The organism is Rhizobium sp. LjRoot254 (genome assembly GCF_964254105.1).
In the GTDB taxonomy this organism is placed as follows: Bacteria; Pseudomonadota; Alphaproteobacteria; order Rhizobiales; family Rhizobiaceae; genus Rhizobium_E.
Genome location: NZ_CAXUSM020000001.1, coordinates 3,018,121 through 3,038,802 on the forward strand (window position 1 = coordinate 3,018,121; position 20,682 = coordinate 3,038,802).

The 20,682-nt window shown below is 60.8% G+C and carries 23 protein-coding genes; 2 read left to right on the forward strand and 21 right to left on the reverse strand.

From position 1 onward, the window contains the following. Window positions 1–12: 12 nt before the first annotated feature. From ACSQ26_RS14910 to ACSQ26_RS14940, 7 genes are all read right to left on the reverse strand, one after another. Complete coding sequence (locus ACSQ26_RS14910; protein ID WP_436010064.1) at window positions 13–1,293, reverse strand: calcium-binding protein; 1,281 nt, start codon at window positions 1,291–1,293, stop codon at window positions 13–15. 118 nt (window positions 1,294–1,411) lie between these two features. Next, on the reverse strand, window positions 1,412–2,545 hold the full coding sequence (locus ACSQ26_RS14915; protein ID WP_436010066.1) for a calcium-binding protein: 1,134 nt from the start codon (window positions 2,543–2,545) through the stop codon (window positions 1,412–1,414). A gap of 257 nt (window positions 2,546–2,802) precedes the next feature. Further along, window positions 2,803–4,068 carry a hypothetical protein gene (locus ACSQ26_RS14920; RefSeq protein ID WP_436010068.1) on the reverse strand — a complete coding sequence of 422 codons (1,266 nt, stop codon included), beginning with the start codon at window positions 4,066–4,068 and terminating at the stop codon, window positions 2,803–2,805. A gap of 153 nt (window positions 4,069–4,221) precedes the next feature. Then, entirely contained in the window at window positions 4,222–4,563 is a 342-nt protein-coding gene (locus tag ACSQ26_RS14925) for a DUF1491 family protein (protein ID WP_436010070.1), read from the reverse strand. A 65-nt stretch (window positions 4,564–4,628) separates the two neighbouring features. Continuing rightward, window positions 4,629–6,185 carry a calcium-binding protein gene (locus tag ACSQ26_RS14930; protein ID WP_436010072.1) on the reverse strand — a complete coding sequence of 519 codons (1,557 nt, stop codon included), beginning with the start codon at window positions 6,183–6,185 and terminating at the stop codon, window positions 4,629–4,631. 292 nt (window positions 6,186–6,477) lie between these two features. Next, a complete protein-coding gene (locus ACSQ26_RS14935) occupies window positions 6,478–7,335 on the reverse strand; it encodes a peptidoglycan-binding domain-containing protein (protein ID WP_436010074.1) in 858 nt (285 codons plus the stop codon). Then, on the reverse strand, window positions 7,304–8,722 hold the full coding sequence (locus ACSQ26_RS14940; RefSeq protein WP_436010076.1) for a sensor histidine kinase: 1,419 nt from the start codon (window positions 8,720–8,722) through the stop codon (window positions 7,304–7,306). Before ACSQ26_RS14940 ends, ACSQ26_RS14935 begins: the two co-directional genes overlap by 32 nt. A 508-nt stretch (window positions 8,723–9,230) precedes the next feature. Between ACSQ26_RS14940 and ACSQ26_RS14945 the strand changes: the two genes are divergently transcribed. After that, a complete protein-coding gene (locus ACSQ26_RS14945) occupies window positions 9,231–9,623 on the forward strand; it encodes a DUF5330 domain-containing protein (protein WP_436010078.1) in 393 nt (130 codons plus the stop codon). Window positions 9,624–9,768: 145 nt separating this feature from the next. After that, window positions 9,769–10,191, forward strand: a complete 423-nt coding sequence (locus ACSQ26_RS14950) for a SufE family protein (RefSeq protein WP_436010080.1) — start codon at window positions 9,769–9,771, stop codon at window positions 10,189–10,191. Window positions 10,192–10,221: 30 nt separating this feature from the next. Here ACSQ26_RS14950 and ACSQ26_RS14955 read toward each other — a convergent pair whose 3' ends face one another. The 14 genes from ACSQ26_RS14955 to ACSQ26_RS15020 form a co-directional block, all read right to left on the reverse strand. Beyond that, window positions 10,222–10,563, reverse strand: coding sequence for an XRE family transcriptional regulator (locus ACSQ26_RS14955; protein WP_436010082.1), 342 nt, complete (start codon window positions 10,561–10,563; stop codon window positions 10,222–10,224). Between the two features lies 1 nt (window position 10,564). Beyond that, window positions 10,565–10,924, reverse strand: coding sequence for a type II toxin-antitoxin system RelE/ParE family toxin (locus ACSQ26_RS14960; protein ID WP_436010084.1), 360 nt, complete (start codon window positions 10,922–10,924; stop codon window positions 10,565–10,567). A 42-nt stretch (window positions 10,925–10,966) separates the two neighbouring features. Then, window positions 10,967–11,776 (reverse strand): DUF6456 domain-containing protein, encoded by an 810-nt coding sequence (locus ACSQ26_RS14965; protein ID WP_436010086.1) that lies wholly within the window; start codon window positions 11,774–11,776, stop codon window positions 10,967–10,969. After that, entirely contained in the window at window positions 11,769–12,302 is a 534-nt protein-coding gene (locus ACSQ26_RS14970; RefSeq protein ID WP_436010088.1) for a helix-turn-helix domain-containing protein, read from the reverse strand. Before ACSQ26_RS14970 ends, ACSQ26_RS14965 begins: the two co-directional genes overlap by 8 nt. Before the next feature lie 191 nt (window positions 12,303–12,493). Then, window positions 12,494–12,922 carry a MucR family transcriptional regulator gene (locus tag ACSQ26_RS14975; RefSeq protein WP_436010090.1) on the reverse strand — a complete coding sequence of 143 codons (429 nt, stop codon included), beginning with the start codon at window positions 12,920–12,922 and terminating at the stop codon, window positions 12,494–12,496. Between the two features lie 542 nt (window positions 12,923–13,464). Further along, window positions 13,465–13,788, reverse strand: coding sequence for a monovalent cation/H(+) antiporter subunit G (mnhG, locus tag ACSQ26_RS14980; RefSeq protein WP_436010092.1), 324 nt, complete (start codon window positions 13,786–13,788; stop codon window positions 13,465–13,467). Beyond that, the gene (locus ACSQ26_RS14985) at window positions 13,785–14,066 is read right to left on the reverse strand and encodes a cation:proton antiporter (protein WP_436010094.1); all 282 of its coding nucleotides are present in this window, start codon (window positions 14,064–14,066) and stop codon (window positions 13,785–13,787) included. Before ACSQ26_RS14985 ends, mnhG begins: the two co-directional genes overlap by 4 nt. Next, a complete protein-coding gene (locus ACSQ26_RS14990; protein ID WP_436010096.1) occupies window positions 14,063–14,389 on the reverse strand; it encodes a Na+/H+ antiporter subunit E in 327 nt (108 codons plus the stop codon). The genes ACSQ26_RS14985 and ACSQ26_RS14990 overlap by 4 nt, the downstream gene beginning before the upstream one ends. After that, on the reverse strand, window positions 14,386–15,927 hold the full coding sequence (locus ACSQ26_RS14995; RefSeq protein WP_436010098.1) for a Na+/H+ antiporter subunit D: 1,542 nt from the start codon (window positions 15,925–15,927) through the stop codon (window positions 14,386–14,388). The genes ACSQ26_RS14990 and ACSQ26_RS14995 overlap by 4 nt, the downstream gene beginning before the upstream one ends. A 204-nt stretch (window positions 15,928–16,131) precedes the next feature. Further along, window positions 16,132–16,506: a Na+/H+ antiporter subunit C gene (locus ACSQ26_RS15000; RefSeq protein ID WP_436010100.1), complete on the reverse strand. Its 375-nt coding sequence runs from the start codon at window positions 16,504–16,506 to the stop codon at window positions 16,132–16,134. Then, on the reverse strand, window positions 16,503–16,907 hold the full coding sequence (locus ACSQ26_RS15005; RefSeq protein WP_436010102.1) for a Na+/H+ antiporter subunit B: 405 nt from the start codon (window positions 16,905–16,907) through the stop codon (window positions 16,503–16,505). The genes ACSQ26_RS15000 and ACSQ26_RS15005 overlap by 4 nt, the downstream gene beginning before the upstream one ends. Next, complete coding sequence (locus tag ACSQ26_RS15010) at window positions 16,904–19,225, reverse strand: putative monovalent cation/H+ antiporter subunit A (RefSeq protein WP_436010104.1); 2,322 nt, start codon at window positions 19,223–19,225, stop codon at window positions 16,904–16,906. Before ACSQ26_RS15010 ends, ACSQ26_RS15005 begins: the two co-directional genes overlap by 4 nt. Window positions 19,226–19,437: 212 nt before the next feature. Further along, a complete protein-coding gene (trhA, locus tag ACSQ26_RS15015) occupies window positions 19,438–20,100 on the reverse strand; it encodes a PAQR family membrane homeostasis protein TrhA (RefSeq protein ID WP_436010106.1) in 663 nt (220 codons plus the stop codon). Window positions 20,101–20,207: 107 nt separating this feature from the next. Then, window positions 20,208–20,618: a universal stress protein gene (locus ACSQ26_RS15020; protein ID WP_436010108.1), complete on the reverse strand. Its 411-nt coding sequence runs from the start codon at window positions 20,616–20,618 to the stop codon at window positions 20,208–20,210. Window positions 20,619–20,682 lie beyond the last annotated feature (64 nt).

Consider the following 20,682-nt stretch of genomic DNA (forward strand, 5'->3'; position numbering starts at 1 on the left):
GACATGCCGGCTTCAGTCGTCGCCCTGCTGGAAAAAGGTGAACGCCACATTTTCCAGATCCGCGATGTCGATATCGAGGATGATCAGTTTGTCGCCGAGCCCGAAATCGATCACCACGCCCGCCTGAGTCTGCTTGGCGAACTCCTGGATGGTATCGAGGTCGATGGCCGATGAAACGTCGTTGAGGACGATCTGGTCGGAGAAGTCGTAGTCGGCGATCACATCGCGGCCGAAGCCATCGGCGAAGACGAAGCGGTCAACACCCTCTCCGCCGATCAGCCTGTCATTGCCCAGGCCACCCGTGATCTGATCGCTGCCTTCGCCCCCATTCAGCACATTGTCGCCGGTATTGCCGAGGAGCGTGTTCTTGTCGGCGTTTCCGGTGCCCCTGATGTCCTGCCTGCCGAGCAACTCAAGACTTTCGATGCCGTCGGCGAGCTTCATGCTGATGTTGGTGAAGACCTTGTCGCTGCCGCCAGAGTCAGCGCCGAGCTCAACTTTGTTGTTGTAGAGGAAATATTCGTCGTCGCCCAATCCGCCTGATATGGTGCTGCCCACCGTGCCACGGTTGACGAAGACGTCGTCGCCGTCGCCGAGGGTGACACCGCCGTCGAAGTGGCCGAAGTTGACGATCCTCTCGTTGCCATCGCGACCGACCACCGCCGTGCTGCCGCCCTTGACCGTTCCATGATTGACGAAGAGATTCGAACTGCCGTCGAAACTGTTGAACTCGACGACCTGGACGGTGCCTCTTTGTTCGATGACGCCGTGGTTGCGCACGACATTGTCACCACCGTTGAGCCGCAGGACGACGGTTTCATCCGAGCGGATAAGGCCATGATTCTCAATTGAAATATCACTACCCAGCAGGTCGATCGCCTGGCTCGACGCGATGATCCTGCCGTTGTTTACGATGCTTGCTCCTGGTGTCCCGCCAGACATGCCGACCGCCGCGCGCACCAGACCATCATTGGTAAGGTTGAGGTCCGCAACTTTGAGACGGAGAGCGATGTCCTCGGCGACAAGCACGCCCGTCTTGGCGATGCCCACATCCGCGCCGTCGGCCAAGAATCCATTATCGAAGTCACCAAGCACGAGGCCGAAACTCTCGATATCCGCCGTAGCCTCGACACTGCCGCGAATGGTGATCTGGCGATTGTCCGACGCGGTTGCTGCGTCGATCGCGGTGCCGGCTACTTGGCCGGTCACGCCCTTGGCGATAAGCAGGATATCGTTGTCGTCAGGTACGAATATAGTCGAGGTAAAGTCGGCCGTGATTGTCTGCGATGCCATGGTGTGTTCTCCGGGTGCCCATGACAGCACAGTAAATGAGTTTTACTTTCCCGCAACCAACATAACTGGGTGCAACTGTGCCAGATATGGGAGCAGTTTACCGGTTGGAAGTGGAATGTCACACAACCGGGAACAGGAAGTCGTCGGTGTTGACGCCGTCCTGGTCGAGCAGGATGATCTTGTCCTTGCCGAGAAGCTCGATCACCACGTTATCGCCAACCTGGAACATGTGGAGGTCATCGACGCCGGTGATGCCTTCATATTGCTCGAGATTGATGCGGTCGACGCCGGTCTCGAAATCGCCGATCACATCCTTTCCCCAGCCCTTCATGAAGTTGAACGTGTCGCCTGCGTCACCGCCCCAGAGCTTATCGTTGCCGCCGAAGCCCGAGATGATATCCTTGCCGCCAAGGCCGTGGAGGACGTTGTTGCCCGCATTGCCGATGACCCGGTTGGAAAGACCGTTGCCGGCGAGATCGAAGTCACCCGTGCCGAGCGCTTGCAGGATTTCGATCGCGACGCTGTCGGTGAGGCTGTAGGAGCGCTTGATCTGCAACGTATCGACGCCCTCGCCGAGAGCTTCAAAGATCTCGACGTCACCCGAGACGATCCGGTAGACATCGTGGCCAAGCCCGCCCTTGACGACGCCATCGACGGTGCCACCATTGTTGACGAAGAGGTCGTCTCCCTCCTCCAGCACGACGTCACCCCCGAGATATCCGAAATTCCTGAGTTCGATCCCCTCGCCGCTGTGGCTGTAAACGGACATGGATTCGCCGATAATCTTGCCGCGGTTGACGATGGTGCCGCCTTCCTCGGAGAGCCTCACGCCGACCACGCCCCGGATAACGCCATCCTCGGCATTCACCAGATCGGCCATGCCCTGATAATACTTGACGCCATCGCTGACCCCGCGAATGCTGCCGTGGTTTTCGATGTGGGAACCCATCGCGTTGATGTTGATACCGGTATCGGCTCTCACACGGCCGGTTTCGGCGACCCGTATCGTGATGTCGTCGTTCTGGGCGAAGATGCCGACATGGTTGTCGAGCGAAACCGTTATCCGGCCCAGGATATCGATGATGCTGCCGGCCGGCCCGCCGGAGCCGCCGCCGGTAAAGATGCCGTGGCCGTAGCCCTCGGCGCCGTCCGCATCGACATCCAGTACACCCTTTTCGCCGAGGATGTAGTGCGCCTTGTCATCGAGGACCCAGGTTTCGGTGCTTAGCTTGTTCAGGACAATCTTGGCCATCGCGCATATCTCCGCTTCAGTTACGGATATTACGTTTCATAGCCATAAAATATGCGGATTATTTCGGAAAAATTGCGACACGATCAAAGAAATCCGCTGCTGCCGTCCAATTTCCGGGACGGCTGCCGCTGAAGCCCCGGAGCGCCCTTCATGCGCTTGGGAAACCCGATGCTTTCCGAATTTCCAGCGGATGGCGTATCAGGAGAGAGCGCTCAGGTCGGCGCGATCCCGCCGGCCCAAATCGGGATAATCCCGGTTCAATAATGGAAGTTGTCTTCGCCGAGCTGGTCGAGTTTCACATCCGGCAGCTCAATTCTGGCGCCGCCATCGCTGAACATCACACCGCCCTTGATCTTGATGACGTGATTCATCACCTGCGAGAAAGTGTCGTATCCGAAGCTATCGACGTCGAGGATGTCTTCCTGCCAAGAGAAATCCATGACCCGATCCTTGCCGGAGTCACTGTAGATCATGAACGTATCCGGCCCCATGCCGCCAAAGCACTTGTCGTTGCCGCGGCCGGCGCTGAAGAGGTCGGCTCCGTCAAAACCCGTCAGGAGATTGTCGCCCTTGTTGCCGTAGATATCGTTGTCTTCGGCATTGCCGCTGCCGATCAGGTCCGCCCCGCCGAGAAGGAAGAGGTTCTCGGTGAAGAGCTGGAGCTTGGTATTCCGGCTGGCAAAAACGCTGTCGATGCCGCCGCCATCCATTTCGACGATGCTGATCTTTCGGCTGAATATATTGTAGGTGTCGTTATCCGCGCCGCCATAGACGGCGCCATCGACGGTACCCCTCTTGCAGGAAAATTGATCGAAACCGTCGCCGAGCATAATGTCGCCCTTGACGAAGCCGTCGTTGAAAACCTGGTCGTTGCCGCCGCCGCATTGGATGGCGATATCAGCGGAAAATATCCCGCCATTGTTGCGGCAGGTGTTGAAATTGCCAATCTCGGAGTTGAAGAAAACCGTGGGGCCGGCGCCGAGGCCCCTTATGTCGCCATAATTGAAAAGATTGTTGCCGTTTCCGGTCAGAGTGATGGTGATGTCGTCGGTGGATTTGACCAAGCCCCTGTTGGTGAAGTCGAACGAGCCACCGGTGGAGAAGAAGGCTTGGTCAACGGCGACGATGTCGCCCTTGTTGACGAGCGAGCCGCCGAGGAGATTGCCGATGATGCCGTTCTGGCCCTTGATATTGCCGTTGATGATGATCTCGACATCCTGGATATAGGCTGCGATCACGGTGCCGGTGTCGGATGTGAGGCGCCCGCTTCCCCTCAAGTTGATCTGCCCGCCTGATGAGCCCGAGGGATCCGACTCGAGCCCCAGATGAAGGACGTCCGCACCATTGTTGGCGGTGACCCGGCCCCGTATGTCGAACGTGCGGTTGTCGGCCACCGTCTCCGCATTGATGGCGAGAACGTCGAGAACGCCCTGGACGCCCTGGTTGATGATCAGGATATCGTCGGCATCGATCACCTGGATCGGCGTAGTGAAATTGCTGTCGATCGTCTGGATCGTTGCCATTCGAATTCCCCCGGCCCCATCATGCGGTGAATTTAAGCCATTATGCCTGGACGGACGCGCAGCCCGTCCATTCGGAAATTTCACGGCGTCATATTATCACATCCGAAAATAGCGGGGAAGCGTCACCAAGTTGTCGAGCCGGGAGCCGAACCATCAACTCTGTTCGGCAAGGTCAAGCAATGCCGCGACATCCTCGGCTTCGAGCTCGACCACCCAGAGATCCGGATCGAAGCGGGCTTCGCGCGCGATGATGTCCGCGACGGCGTCGGGCTCGGCGCGTTCGGCCCGCACCTCGAACAGCCGGTCCTCGCCGCGTTCCTCGAAAAAGCTCTGCGGCGCCGGGCCATAGAGGGTCTCATAGCCGTCGCGAAAGCGTTGGCGCAGGAAGACGGCGCCGGCCTCGGCCGCACCCTTGCGTTCGATGGCAGCGAAACCGCCGGATGAGAACACCCGGCGGATGAGAGCGGAGACGAAGAAATCCGATGTGACGCGCATGGGAAAGGCATTAGGGCGGCAGCTGGCGAAAGTCAAAACACCTGATGCCAGCCCCCTTTGCTTGCTCAGAGGAACAGGAAATCCGCCGCGGAAATATCCGACGCATCCATGTTCTTGAGGATCAGCTTGTCGCCTGCGAAGATCGAGCTGAAGTCGATGACGGCATCATTGCCTTTCTGGCTGATGAAACCCTTGATGTCGGCAAAGCTGTCCGCGTCGAAGCCGTTGAAGTGATAATCGAGTTCGATCCTGTCCGACTTGTCCTGAAAGTCCCTGATCGTATCGGCATCCTCGCCGCCCATGAAGACGAAGATATCCTTGCCTCCGCCCCCGGCGATAATGTCATTGCCAGAATCACCCTCGATGCGGTTGGATGCGTTGTTACCGATGAGTTGGTCATTGAAATAAGAACCTTTGATGTTCTCAATGCTGACGAAGGTGTGGCCCGCAGCGGCGCCACCGCCTTTGCCGGTCGAAAGATTGACTTTAACTGCCGAGTCAATATCGGAATCGAAATTGATCAAATCGGAACCCGCGCCGCCGTCAAATCGGTCGCTGCCTCCGCTCGGTCGAAACACGTCATTTCCTCCAAGTCCGAACAGTTTATTGTCACCCGCGTTGCCAATCAGATAATTGTCACTGGAATTTCCACCGCCGACAAGATCGGCTTTGCCCGCGAGATAAAGTTCTTCGAAATTGCTTTCCAACCAATAGCTGGCCGAAGATTTGACTCCGTCGGTGCCCTCGCCAAAGAATTCGACCAACTCGATCGACGCGTCATCGATTGTGTAGAAGTCACTGCCCGCCCCGCCATAGACCCTGTCGGTGACGGTGCCGCCAACGCTTTTGAACGTGTCATAACCGGCGCCGAGTTCGATGCTGCCATGCACAGTGCCGCCTTCATTGGAGAAGGTATCACTGCCGTCGCCGAGATCGACGGCACCGAAGACGAATCCCCTGTTCGTCACCAATTGGGTACTTTCATCGCCGAGCATGGAATAGGAATTCAAGCAGGACACCGTGCCTTCATTGACAAATTGGCCATAATGCCCGGTCATGTAGACAGCGGCATCGGTCAGGGCACCGGTCGATGAAGTGACCAGCCCGGAATTGACAAAGTTGAACGCATTTCCATTGAGTTCGAGCCCGTTCGTGACGCCGCTGATCGTACCCTGGTTGACGATGTCGGCATCGATGCCACTCGATATCAAGCCGGTGCCGTTCCACGAGGAGATGGTGCCGGCATTGATCACGTGGTTGAGATCGCCAGTTATCGACAGCCCGGCGGTGGAGCCGCTGATGTCGCCTTTGTTGACGAGTTCGAGGCCGCCGCCCTGCGACACGATTCCGTAGGCCTCGCCAAGGATCGAGCCGGTCGCGGCAACGTGGATGGTCGTGAAGCCACCGGACACGGCATCGGTGCCGATGAACATGCCGGAGCCGGCGCCCTCGCCGATCACATGGCCATCGATCTGGAATTTGCGGTTGGTGACGGCGGCGGTGCCGCTGATCGCCGTACCGAGGACACCGAGATAGACCCCCTCCTTGAGCACATAAGTGTCGCCCGCGGTATTTGCGACCCACTGGGCAGAGGAATCCGCATTGAGAATGTTGACGGCCATGTTCAGTCCCTTCGAGTTTGCGTCATGAAATTGGATTGGCACGCTGTGGCGGTGATGTGCGTGGCTGCCATGCAGACACCTCACATCCTCCGACTGCGGAAGGAACGGGGCTTAGCCGTCGTTTATTCGATATATTTCGATGTTTCCCGCAAAAATATTGATATATCCAGACTGTACCCGCATCACGGACGTCGTAGGCCGTAAAATCAACGGCAAGCCTGAGCGCGGCAATGCCCGAAGCCGGAAAAAATCCGGCTCCGGACGATCATGCCGGATGAGGGAGAATCGCGATCTATATCGCGCCGATCGACTTCAGCTTCTTGAGCAGGCGCTCGGAGGGCTCGCCGGTGACCGGCAGCCGGTAGCTCTTTTCGAAGGCGCGGATGGCGGTGCGGGTCGCTTCGCCCGGGATGCCATCGACCTTCACATCGGCATAGGCCATTCCGGACAGGCCCTTCTGGATCTGCATGACGAGCGCGGGCGATGCCGGCTTCTTCTCCGGGATCACCCTTATGCCGGGATCGTCCGCCTGCGAGATCAGGGCGGCGACTTCGTCCAGCGGCTTTTCAACCTTGGTGCTCGCGGTCTTTACCCCGGCATCGTCGGCGGGGGTTGCAACGTGCTTCAGCCGGGCGAGCAGGGCTTTGCTCGCCTCGCCGGTTTCCGCCATGCCTTCGGTCTGCTCGAAGAACAGGATCGCGGCTTCGGTCTTGGGGCCGGTGAGGCCGTCGGCGGGGCCGTCATAGAGGCCGCGGCCGGCGAGCGCCACCTGGATCTCGCGGATCAGCGGCGAAGGCTCGGGCTTTTCGGCGGCCTGCGTCGGCTGTTCGTCGGACTGGCGTTCGATCCTGAAGGTCGTGACGCCGGGCTCTTCGTCTGCCACTTCGGGCATGGCGCGGGTGGTCTTGGCGTCCTCGAACATGCGCGTCGCCAGCAGCGGCGCCGGATGATGGCGCGGCTGATACCACAGCGCGTTGGCCGCGACGAAGGAGAAGATCACGCCGAAGGCGACGAAGCCGCCGATGGAGCGGGGATGCCGGCCGATCGCGGCGCCTGATGCGAGCAGGATGCGCGCGGCGCGCGACGGCGCCGGCCGCTTGCCGCGCTGAGGTCCGCGCTCAGGCGATTTTCGCTTGGGCTCTCGCGCCATCGCGGTTCTCTCCTGAATAGGTTTCGTTCAATCTGGGTGGGAATTCGAATGTCTCGCAGCCGGCGTCGGCTTCGCCATCAAGCGGCAGCGTGACCGTCATGACCGTGCCCTTGTGCTCTTCGCTGGCGATGCGGAGTTCGCCGCCATGCAGGCCGACGAGACCCTTGACGAGCGCCAGGCCGAGGCCGGTGCCTTCGTACTGGCGGGTGTAGTCGTTCTGCACCTGCATGAAGGGCTTGCCGATCAGGGCAAGCTTTTCCTGGGGGATACCGATGCCGGTGTCGCTGACCGATATGACCAGGTTGCCGCGCTCGGCGACCGCATCGATGGTGACGACGCCACCGGTTTCGGTGAACTTGATGGCGTTGTTGGCGAGATTGATCAGCACCTGCTTGACGGCGCGGCGATCGGCCACGACCTCGTCGAGGCCGCGCGCGATGCGGGTGGTGAGAACGACGCCCTTGCGCTTGGCCTCAAGGCCGAGCATCTCATCGACGGAGCGCATGACGGCGCCGATCGCGAAGGGCTCCTTGATCAGTTCGTAGCGGCCGGCCTCGATCTTGGACATATCGAGCATGGTGTTGACCACGGCGAGCAGATGGTGGCCGGACTGGTTGATCAGTTCGACATATTCCTTCTGGCGCTCGTTCTCGAACTTGCCGAAATATTCGCCGAGCAGGATATCGGAGAAGCCGAGAACCGCATTGAGCGGTGTGCGCAACTCGTGGCTGACGGCGGCGAGGAAACGCGTCTTGGCCTCGTTGGCCGAGCGCGCCTCGATCTTCCAGGTTGACACGTCCTCGCGCAGCGCAACCTCGTCGGCGATATCAACGGTCTGGATGGTGAAGGCTTCAAGGCCACCGTCACGCGCGAAGGTGCCACTGAAATGCGCCCGTACCGGACGAAGATCGGCGCCGACGGCAAGCATGAATTCGGCACGCGCAGAACTTGAGCCCTGGCGCAGCGCATCGATCGCGTGGAGATAGTGAAGGCGGCCCGAAACGTGGATCGCATCGAAATAGGACTGCGGCGCCATGTGCCGGGAGAAGCCGAATGTGGCCCGGTCGGCACCGTTGACCGAGGTCAACTGGCCGCTCGCGTCGTGACGGGTGATGAGGCCCGGCAGGCTATCGAGCGGATCGGCGGGATCGGCCTTCGCCCGTAGAGGCATTACGATCGCGCGCGGGCGGAGTTCTTCATGAGCAAGGCAGGTAAGCCAGCTTGCGGCAAAGGCGGCAAAACCGGAGGGCAGGATGGAGGACCAGCTCCAGCCGGCGAGTGCCACGAGGCTGGCTGTGGACACTGCGACGAGGCTTGCAATGACGGCATGCTTCGGCGCGACACCCCGGTTGCCCTGGCGGGTCGCGGAAGCCGAATTTCCCATCATGGGAAAAGCCTTGCCGGCAATGGTACGCAATACTCTCAACACGTCAGCCTTGTCTTGGTTTGACAGCCGAAAAATCGCATCCGGGGCTTAAGGAATGGATAAGGGCGCATGTCCGGAAAGCGGCATTCACAGCTTAAATTCCAAAAAAGAGACATGTCGGGCCAACTTCGGGATTTGTGGTTAACAGGGTGTAATTGCTTGTGATTTCGAGGTTTTTTCGGCACCGTTAATAATTGTGGCGGAGCGTGCTTGCCCAACGCGGTGGAGTCCTCGGGAGCCATTGCCCATATGCTTAACGCGACAGGCCACAATTTGAATCAAATGCATGTCGAATGCTGTTCAAATGCGAGAAATTACAATTTTCGACGAATACGCGGAAAAGTCTCCCGATTCCCGGAAGGGGTTGTTGGCCGGGCGGCGCTAGTGTCGCCGGCAATCAGGACGGCACAGAACCGTTCATCGATGACACGCTACCGGCGGCAAGACCGGACAACGACAGGCGACGACAATGTGGTTTTTGATCAAGGGCGCATTCTGGTTCTCACTGGTGCTGGTGATGCTGCCGATATTCGACCAGGACGCGACCGACAGGCTTTCGCAAGAGAAGGGCGTCGAACTGACCGACGCGCTGGGCGCCGCAGCCGGCGTCATCTCCTATGCGACCGATCTCTGCACCGAGAAGCCGGATGTCTGCGCCAAGAGTGCGGAGACCTTCACCACGCTGGGCACGAGAGCCCGCGAAGGCGCTCGCGTGGCCTATACCTATCTCGATACGCAATTCGCCGATGAGGCCGCCACCAAGAAGGCCGACACGGTGCTGACCGGCACCGTCGCCACCAAGGTCGATGCGAAAAACGAGATTCGCAACATTCCCATTCCCGTGCCGCGCCCGAAGGCCTGACCGGCACGATCCCGAGTTTACCCTGCCTGTAATTATCGTCAGCTCTCTTGACGCGCCGTGAAGCCTGCTTCACGGCGTCTCTTTTTGGCCGTTGTACTTTTCTTTGGCGCCGTGAATCTCTATATGCAGCGGCAAAGGAAGAACCATGGCCGCAATCGCAGACATACTCGCAGACTTCGAATATCTCGAGGAGTGGGACGACCGCTACCGCTACGTGATCGAGCTCGGCAAGGCGCTGCCCGACCTGCCCGATGCCGACAAGACCGCTGAAAACAAGGTGCGCGGCTGCGCCAGCCAGGTATGGCTGGTGACCGAACCCGGCGACGGGCCGGACCCGGCGCTGACGCTCCGCGGCGACAGCGACGCCCATATCGTCCGCGGGCTGGTGGCGATCGTGCTGGCAATCTATTCGGGCAAGCGGGCCTCCGAGATCGCCCGGCTCGATGCGCTCGAGACGTTCAGAGGCATCGGCATGATCGAGCACCTCTCGGCCCAGCGCGCCAATGGCTTGCGCTCGATGGTCAACCGCATCCAGGCCGAAGCGGCGAGCCGGCTGCAGGCGGCGTAGGCAGGCATATTCGCTGGACTGAGGTCCGAGTTACCGGGCCGATTTCTCGCGCAGATCGCCGGTCGATAGGCCTGACAAGGTAACGGGCGGACCGCCCTCGAACCGAACCACAAGATCAAGTTCACCGCCCATCGCCTCGACATAGCTGCGCAAGGTCGAAAGCAGCATGTCGGCACGTTTCTCAAGCTGTGAGATTGATACCTGATCCTTCCCCCAGAGTTCAGCAAGCTGCGCCTGTGTCAAGTCGCGAGCCTTCCGAAGCTGCTGCAAAGTCCGGTATTCCGCGATCAGCTCTTCACCGCGTTTGTCAGCAGCCTTTCGCTGTTCTGGTGTCAGGAGTTTGTCGAAGACATCGCTAGCAAGTACGGCCATGTCACTTTCCTCTTTTCAGAGCGCGGAGATGCGCGTCAAATCTATTGTCCGCCGTTTCGATAAGCTTTTTATAGAACCGTTTCTCCGAAACTCCGGATTTATCGCCGGCTACGAGCAGAACCGCTGATCGAATAGGGTCGAAAGCGAAGGCAACACGCCAGACACCGTCTGCGGCTTCAAAGCGCAGTTCCTTCATATTGGAATGCTTCGAGCCCTTTAGCGTATCCGCGCGAGGCCGGCCCAGACGCGGGCCAAACTCGGCAAGCAAAACCGACATCGCAGCCAATTGGAAGCTGACCTCGGAATCCAAATCCGCAAGTTCGTCGGCAAACGCCTCATCGATCAGCACCGTCCAAGCCATAGGCAAAATATAATCCCGACTCTATATAATGTCAAAGCTATATCACCCGATCCCCGGCCGATACCCCTCCGCGCCCCACGCGTGGCTGCGGCGCGCGGCCTGCGGCGACGGGGGATTATAGTGGCGATGAAGCTGCATCAGCGCCGTCTTGAGCATCAGCTTGGCCGATCTTGCCGGCCATTGGCGCTCGCGCTCGACCACTTCCAGGCCTTTTTCAAAGCAGCAGACATCGAGCACGACGCCAGAGAGATCCGGACCCATGGCATCGACGGCGCGGGCGACGCGGGTGCGGGCGGCCACGACGTTGTCCTTGAGCTCAGTGCCGGCGCCCGGTCCCGGCCGGCCGCTGGCACCCGGCCTTGGCTCGTAGCTCTGGGTCAGCTTGGGTTGAAGGGCTGCGAAGTGGAAATCGCGCGCCAGCCTTTCGCCGGCCAGCATGGCATCCGGCGGGAACCAGGCATTGCCCGCCTTGTCCTTGAGCCGTGACAGGAGAGCGAGCGGCGATTCGGCCGCGTTGACCCTGACATGCGAGCGCTCCCCCTCGATCGTCGCCTCGGCGATCTCGATCACCCTGTGCTGGTCGAGAAAGGCCTCCTCGCGGGCCGCCATGTGACGGCGCAGCCAGTTGCGCGCCTCGCGGGTAGCGAAGATCCGGCCCTCGCGGATAAGCACCAGGCCCGCCCGTGAGGCGCGTTCCACCGTCTCGCGCCGCGCCGGCTGCCCGGCACCGCCCGGCCGCAACAGGAGATGTTCGCCGGCCTGATCCTCCATGAGGCAGCCGTGATTGCCGAGAAAGCGCAGGAGCCGGGCGATCTCGCGGGCCTGCTGCTTGCTTTTGCCACGCTCAGCCATGGGCTCGCTCCCCGGCCGCGAAGACCGTGTCGACCACGCGCTCGACCGCGCCGACAAGGTCGTCGAACGCATGCTCGTCGCGCCGGTCCTCGACGCGGGCACAGGAATGGGCAACCGTGGTGCGATCACGCCCGAAACCCTGGGCGATGTCGGTGAAGGTCAATCTCAGCGCGACATGGCAGACATACATGGCGATCTGCTGGACATGGCTGCCGGCGAAGCGCTCGTCGCGGGCAAACCCGGTGCGCGGGCTGCCGAGCGAGATCATCTCGCTCGCCACCTGGCGCACGGCGTGGCAGACGTTCCGCAATCCCACGGACCGCCGCCGGTTTGGCAGCGAAACCTTGCGGATCAGCCGCGCATCACCGGTGCGCGAAACGAATTGCAGGTCGCGCGGCACGGTGAGACCCCAGGGCGCGGGCGTTATGCGTCGCCTGAGGCGCTCCTTGATGGCATCGGGAATATCGAGATTGAGTCCGGCGAAGGGATCGGCTTCAAACGTGTGTGAAATGAATGGATGCGTCATTGAAATACTCCTCAACTGAAATAGGAATATTTTCATATATGACATAGAAATTTTGAGAGGTGAAGCGGAATTCGGCAATCAGTCGTTGATTTCGCGAAAGCTCCTAATTTTGAAGGATAATTTTCCTACAATCAAGTGAATAAAAAAGCGGCCGCAATGGGCCGCTTCTTGTCGAAATTCGGTGATGTCGGTCAGGCGCGCTTCTTGCGGCCCTGGCCGAGGCCCATTTCCTTGGCGAGGCGCGAACGCGCCTCGGCATAGGCGGGGGCGACCATCGGATAGTCGGATGGGAGATCCCACTTTTCGCGATATTCTTCGGGAGTCATGCCGTAATGGGTCATGAGATGGCGCTTCAGCGACTTGAACTTCATGCCGTCTTCGAGGCAAATCAGGTAGTCGTTGTGAATCGATTTCTTGACCGGCACCGGCGGCTTCGGCTTTTCCACGGCAGGTGCCACGGCTTCCTGGCCCGTTGTGCTGGACAGTGCGGCATGCACGTCCGATATAAGGGCGCCGAGATCGCCTGACGGGACGACGTGGTTGCCGACATAGGCAGCCACGATTTCAGCCGTCAGTTCGACAAGGAGCTCCTTGTTGCCCACGGTAGCGAGTTCGTTCATTTCTTGATTCTCCTGAGTGATCCACTGCCCTGCTGCCGGCATCACTGCCAACAGCGACCAATAGTAGAGCGACATGCCACGCAGGAAACTGGACTTTGCTGCGAACTACCCCTAGCCTCGCAGCAAACTTCCCCGGCATGCCTGAATCCCGATCGACTTGAACCAAATCCACATTCACCAACAGATTTGACGGGAAACTTCATATTTCCCGGAACCAGCGTCCGGATCAGTGGGTATACAGCTCAAATCTGAATCAACATTCAGGCTCTACTTGTTCGGGAGTAGCACTTTTTCACGGATTGTAAACAATTATTTTCGTCGATCAACAAAGAGTTAATTTTGCTTAAGCAGGCATCAGACCAGTGAACACAACCAATACTGAGCCAATTGACCATAATTTGGGCATATTCTCTTGTCCGAGCCGGCTTACCAACTCTATCGGCAATGCGGATATACACATAATGGGCTTATGTAGTCCAGGTTACTCACCGTACCCGCCGCTCACACGTAAGTATAAGCAACTAAAAGAAACTTGACGTTCGTCAGTTCGGATTCCCGCCGTCGTTGCTTGGCAATTTCGCGCCTGCCCGTACCGCCGCCTTGGCGAGCAGATGGGCCGCGACCGGGGCGGTCAGGACGAAGAAGCCTGTTGTCAGGAGGCATTTGATCCAGACATCGATTTCTCCGGACTGCATGGCAACGCCGAGCAACAAAAGTCCGGAGCCGGCGGTGCCGGCCTTCGAGGATGCATGCATGCGGGTGAACAGATCAGGCAGGCGGAACAGACCGAGCGCGGCAACGAGCGCCAGCAACGCCCCCCCGAGCAGCAGTACAGCGATGACGATTTCGAAGAACGAAGCCATCATGTCTCATCCTCCCGGCCGGCCTTGACGTAGATGTAGCGCGCGAAGGCCGCGGTCGTCAGGAAGCCGACAAGGCCGAGCGCCAGCGCGATATCGATATAGAGCTCGAAGCTGGTCTTGACCGCGATCACCGCGATAAAGCCGATGGCGATGGCGACGAGCTGGTCGAGCGCCAGCACGCGGTCGGCAAGCGTCGGCCCGATGATCACCCGGATCGCCGTCAGGATCAGTGCCAGCATGAGGATCGCGAGCGCGATGTGGATTGCGGTGGTGAGGATCATGCGAAGGCCTCCCGGATCAGCCGCTCGAAGCCTTGGGCGATCTCCCGGCGCGCGGCGTCGGGGTCGGGGCAATCGATGGCGTGGACGATGAGCGCGGCCCGGTCGTCCGTCACGTCGACCGTCAAGGTGCCAGGGGTGAGCGTGATGAGATTGGCGAGCAGCGTGATCTGGAAATCGCTGGTCAGCGTCAGTGGGAAGCGGAAGGCGCATGGCGTGAACCGCATGCGTGGCGAGAGCACCAGCCTTGCCACACGGAAGACCGAGAGCGCGAACTCCCTGAGGAAAACAAGGAAAAGCTTCAATATCCGGAACGCGCGCATCATGGCCGGGGCTCCGTGAAGACGCTGCGGATATAGGTCTCGGGGTCATGGAGGCCGTGAGCCGCGGATTTGGCGAGCACCGCCAGCGGTTCGGGCCAGAGGCCGGCGGCGACACTGGCTGTCGTCAGCACCGCGAGCGCGGCGACCGACATGACGGGCAGGCGTGCCGGCTTGATCTCCACGGATGCGGCGCGCCAGAAGGCGAACAGGAAAATGCGGCCGCCGGCGAATGTGATCAGGAAGCCGGAAAGCAGGATGGCGGCGGCGAGCCACCAATGCGATTTGTCGAGTGCTGCGGAGACCAACATGGCCTTGGGCCAGAAGCCGGAGAACGGCGGCAGGCCGGCCACCGACAGAATGAGGCAGAGGCCGACGGCCGAGAGCAGCGGCGATGATTTCCACAGCCCGCCCGCGCCTTTGAGATCGAAGCCTCCTGATCGGATCGCCATCAGGCCGGCGAGGAAATAGAGCGCCGTCATCACCACCATGGAATGCAGCATGTAGAAGACCGAAGCGGCCAGCGCCTGGATGCCGCCGATGGCGAGGCCCGACAACATGACGCCGATGCCCGCGATCACCCAATAGCCGAGCGCGCGGCGCAGGTCACTCTGGGCGATCGCGCCCACGGAACCGGCCAGCATGGTGAGGATCGCGACGACGCCGACCAGCGGCGCCAGTGTTTCGAGCGCACCGGGCATCAGCATGACCAGTACGCGGAACATGGCATAGACGCCAACTTTGGTGAGCAGGCCGGCAAACAGCGCTGACACCGTGATGCGCGGCGTGTGGTAGGAGGCGGGCAGCCAGAAATTCACCGGGAAGGCCGCGGCCTTCATGCCGAAGGCGGCGAGGAAGAGCAGGGCAAGCGTCATCAGCGGCAGTGCGGACGACTGGCGGGCGACTTTCGAGGCGATATCAGCCATGTTGAGCGTGCCAAAGATCGCATAGAGATAGCCGACCGCGATCAGGAACAGGGTCGTCGCGACGAGGTTGAGCAGTCCGTATTTCATCGCGCCGTCGATCTGCTCGCGCTCGCCGCCGAGCACGATGAGGCCGAAGCTCGAGATCAGCAGGACTTCGAACCAGACATAGAGGTTGAAGACATCGCCGGTGAGAAAGGCGCCCGAAACGCCCGCCATCAGGAACAGCAGGAACGGATAGAAGCCGTAGCGCCTGCGGTTGGTGTCGATGTCGGAGAGCGCAAAAACGGCGCCCGCCAAGGCGACCAAAGCGGCGGTGAGTGCGAGAAGCGCACCGAGCACGTCAACAGTGAATGCGATGCCGAACGGCGGCAGCCAGCGGCCCATGACCATGGTCATCGGGCCATCCGTCGAAACGCGATAGAGCAATGCGGCATCGATGATCGCGAGCAGCGCCAGCGTGGCGATCACCAGCGGCGCGTGGAGATGGATGCGCCTGCGGATGGCGGCGAGTGCGGCGCCCATGGTGATGCAGAGCACGACGGGCAGGATGACCAGCCAGGTTTCGGGGGCTGGGTCGGCGACGAAGACGCGCGCGAGGTCGATGGGGGTGCTAGCCATTGGCGAGCACCCTGGTTGTGAATTCACCCCCCTCTGTCCTGCCGGACATCTCCCCCATAAGGGGGGAGATTGGATGTGGCGCCCTCGCCGCCTCACGTCGAAGCCATGCCTGGGTAGAGGCGAGTTCCGCGAGTCGCCGATCTCCCCCCTTGAGGGGGAGATGTCGCGAAGCGACAGAGGGGGGTGAGCCACGCACGATGCCCATCAATACCCCTCCGGAGGCGGCAATTCGTCCGCAGGCTCAGCGAATCTCATGCCCGTCGTATCGTCGGTCTTCAGCGTCTGCCAGGCGCGGTAGCCGAGCACCATGAGGAAGGCGAAGAAGGAGAACGAGATGACGATCGCCGTCAGGATCAGGGCCTGCGGCAGGGGGTTGGCGGCTGTCGCGGGCAGGATGTCGCCCGATATGACCGGCGGGACCTCGCGCGTCACCCGGCCGGCCACGAACAGCAGCAGGTTGACCGCATTGCCGAGCAGCGCCACGCCGATGAGGATGCGGATGATGTGACGCGACAGCATGAGATAGATGCTCGCTGCGAAGAACAGGCCGTCGAGCAGGATGAGCGGGGTCTCGATCATTCGTCCTCCTTCTCCTCGAGCGTCAGCAGGATCGACGAAAAGGCGCCGACGACGACGAGATAGACGCCGATATCGAAGCTCATGACGGTCGAAACCGGTATGCCGATGTCGAACCACAGGCCGGTCATGTAGGGCACGCCGTAAATCGCCGAGACCATGCCGGAGAGCGCGGAAAGAATGAGCCCAGCCGCCGCGATCGTGAGCGGATGCAGGCGAAGCAAGCGGCGCGCGGCCTCCACGCCGAAGGCCAGCGCGTAAAGCGCGACGCCCGAGGCCGCAAGCAGGCCGCCGATGAAGCCGCCGCCGGGGGAATTGTGGCCTCGCAGCGTGACGAAGACCGAAAAGACGATCATCAGCAGGGTGATGACGGGCGCAAGCGTGCGCAGGATCAGGGAGTTCATATGCGCTCCCTTTCCTCGAGGTCGGGATCGTTGAAGGTCTTCGTCACCGGCGCGGCCCTCAGCCGGATCAGCGCCAGGATGGCGAGGCAGGTGATCGTCACGACGGCGATTTCGCCTAATGTATCCGTGCCGCGGAAATCGACGATGATGACATTCACGACATTGGCGCCGTGGGCGACGACCTTCGAATACTGGCTGAAGAACTCGGTGAGCTCGGTGTTGAACGGGATTTCGACCGCACGCAGCAGGAAGAGCGCGAAGCCCACGCCGCAGGCGATAGCAATGGTGCCATCAAACAGGACGTGGCTGGGCGGCCTCCGGTCGGTGACATCGAGCCTGAGCCGCGTCATGATCAGCGCCAGAATGACCACCGACAGCGTCTCGACCATGAACTGGGTGAAGGAGAGGTCCGGCGCGCCGAACAGCAGGTAGAGCACGGCAATGGCAAAACCCTGGATGCCGAGCGCCACGATGGCGGTGATCCGGCTGCGGGCGATGAGCACTGCGACGAGGCCGATCACCGCGATCAGCATGAACGCCGCTTCGTGGATCTGCAGCGCCGGCCAGCTTGGCCAGGCGGGCAATTCGCCAAACGCGAAAAGCGGCCAGAGCAGGCTGAGCGCTATGACGATGAAGACGACTGTGAGATAGATTTCCAGCCGGCCGGGCTGGAGGAAGCGCGTGAGATGCCAGGCGCCGCGCACGGTGCCGGAGACGATCTGGTCGAAGCCGCGATCCGGACCCCAGCCGATGATCTCGAGCAGGCGGGCGGCGGCAGTGCGGACACGATCGAGGAACAGGAGGATGACCGCGCCGAGCACGATGGTGAGGATCGAGAGCAGGAACGGCAGGCTGATGTGGGGGATCGCGGTGATCTCCACATGCGTGGGGGCGCCAAGCACGGCGGTGGCCATGGGGGAGGAAATGAATTGGTGAAGCTCCGTGGGTACGAGCGCCACGACGAGGCCCATGATCGCAAGTAGGACCGGGCCGGCCATCAGCAGGACGGGGCCGTCATGGGCGTGTTTCGGCGTCTCCACCGCTGCACCCATAAAGACCTTCAGCGCGATGGCGAAGCCGATGGCGAACATCATGGCATTGCCTGTGATCGCGGCAATCATCGCGAGGTTGCCCGTCGCGAGCGCCGCATAAATCTCCTCCTTGGCCATGAAGCCGGCGAAGAAGGGAATGCCGCCCATCGAGCAGGCGGCGATGAGGGCTGCGGCAAAGGTGATCGGCATGGCGCGGCCAAGGCCGCCGAGCTTGGTGATGTCGCGGCTGCCCGCTTCGTGATCGATGACGCCTGCGATCATGAACAGCGCGCCCTTGAACAAGGCGTGCGCGAAGAGATAGAGCACCGCCGCCTCGATGGCCTTTTCGTGGCCGATGCCGGTGAGCATCACAAGCAGGCCGAGCGAGGCGACGGTCGTGTAGGCGAGCATCAGCTTGAGGTCGGTCTGCCGGAGCGCGAGAAAGCCGCCGACCAGCAGGGTCACGCCGCCGAACAGGGGCAGTGCGGTCTGCCAGAGGTCCATCTCGCCGAAGACCGGGTAGAGCCGCATCAGGAGATAGACGCCGGCCTTCACCATGGTCGCGGAGTGCAGGAAGGCCGACACAGGCGTCGGCGCTTCCATGGCATTGGGCAGCCAGAAGTGGAATGGGAACTGCGCCGACTTGGTAAAGGCGCCGAGCAGCACCAGAACCAGTGCTGCCTCGACCAGATAGTGCTCGCGGATCGCGGCGCCGCCGGCGATCAGGCCGCTGACACTGTTCGCGCCGGTCATCTGGCCAAGCATCAGCAGGCCCGCCAGCAGGCAGAGCCCGCCGCCGCCGGTGACCAGCAGCGCCTGATAGGCGCCGCGCCGGGCCGCTTCGCGCTCGTGGTCGAAGCCGATCAGCAGGAAGGAGGTGATCGAGGTCAGCTCCCAATAGATGAACAGCATCAGCAGGTTGTCGGAGACGACCACGCCCAGCATGGAAAACGAGAACATCAGGATAAACGCGACGAACCGCCCCTGTCCCGGATGGCCTTTGAGATAGGCGCCGGAGTAAAGCACGATGAGCGTGCCGATGCCGGAGATCAGCATCGCGAATGTCAGCGACAGGCCGTCGAGTTTCCAGATGAAATCGGCGCCGAATGTGGGAGCCCAGGCGAAACCGCCGGTGATGGCGTTGCCGGTCGCGACGGTGTCGAGATGGCCGGCGAAGACGAGGAAAGGGACGAAGAGGAAGAGCGCAAGAATCCAGGCGGCGTTATGGCCCATCGCGCGCACGAGCAGCGGCGAGAGTGCGGCGCCGAGCAGCGGCGCGAACAACATGGCTGTCGTCCAGAATTGCAATGAAGCCGTCCCCAGGCAAATAAACGTCAGGAGACTATTACGGATTGAAAATCGGCTACGCTACCCCTGGGTGAGCAAAAACCCGCCCCGTCAACAGCAGGGCAAATCGCATTTGGAACGCGGAGACCACTACTCGCTCCCTCTTCTCCCCTCGGTGAGAAGTGCCGAGCGCATGCGAGGCGATGAGGGGGTCACACCGGAAACCACACCACGCAGGTCAGCACGGCGGCGTAATGCACGCCGGCGGCGGTGACCACGAAGCCGTGCCAGATGGCGTTCTGGAAGCGGAGCTTTTCCCATACGTGGAAGATGACCCCTACGGTGTAGATGATGCCGCCGGTCAGGATGAGGACGAGGGTCGCCAGCGAGAGCACATCATAGAGGTGCGAGAATATCACGACGCCGCTCCAGCCCATGGCGAGGTAGAGCAGGATGGTCAATTTGTCGAAGCGGCCCGGCCAGATGCATTTGAGCGCGATGCCGAAGGCTGCGACGCACCAGAGGCCGATGAGGTTGGCGATGACGAGCGGATCGGGCCATGCGGCGACGAGGAAGGGCGTGTAGGTCGCGGCGATCAGGATGAAGATCGCCGAGTGATCGAGGCGGCGCAGGAACCATTTTACCGGCGAGTGCGGCCAGATGTTGTAGGCGAAGGAAATACCGAGCGAGGCGACCAGCCCGATTCCGTAGATCCACGAGGCGACCAGCGCGCCCGACGTGCCCCAGACCGTGGTGTAGAAGATCAGGGCCGTTACGGCAATGAGCGCCGCGACCACGCCGACACCGTGAACGATGCCGTCAGCGATAATTTCACTGACATCGTAGCGGCGGAACATGGTCTCGAATGACGTCATCGTATCGTCCTTCATACCCGATCATGACAACATGGGATCATGATCCAATCAAGACAATAGGACGAATAGTCTCTCAAAGCGGTTACCAATGTGACAGGCCTCGGCGATCAGCGATCGACCAGAACCGAGCATTTGGCGTGCCTGACCACCCGGTCGGCGGTGGCGCCGATCAGGTAATTGTAGAAATCCGGCCGGTGCGAACCGATGATGATGAGGTCGGCATGCTCTTCCTCCGCGACATTGAGGATTTCACGGGCAGGCGGGCCGATCACGACCTTGATCCTGGCATGACCGCCGTGCTTCGCATTCAATTCCATGAGCTTGGCTTCGGCGTCCTTGACCGACTGGTTGATGAAGTCGACGGGCATTTCCACGGCGACGTAGGAGGGCACGCTCTCGGCAACGTTCATCAGCACGATTTCGCCGCCGCCATCCAGAAGTGTCCTGGCCTTGGCGAGGATCTTCTCGCCTTTTTCGAGCTGGCCCATTTCAACGGGAACAATGATCTTCTTGTACATTGCGGCTCTCCTTTGCATCTTCATATGATGTAGGCATGGAGGTCTCATGCCGCCAGTGCCTCAC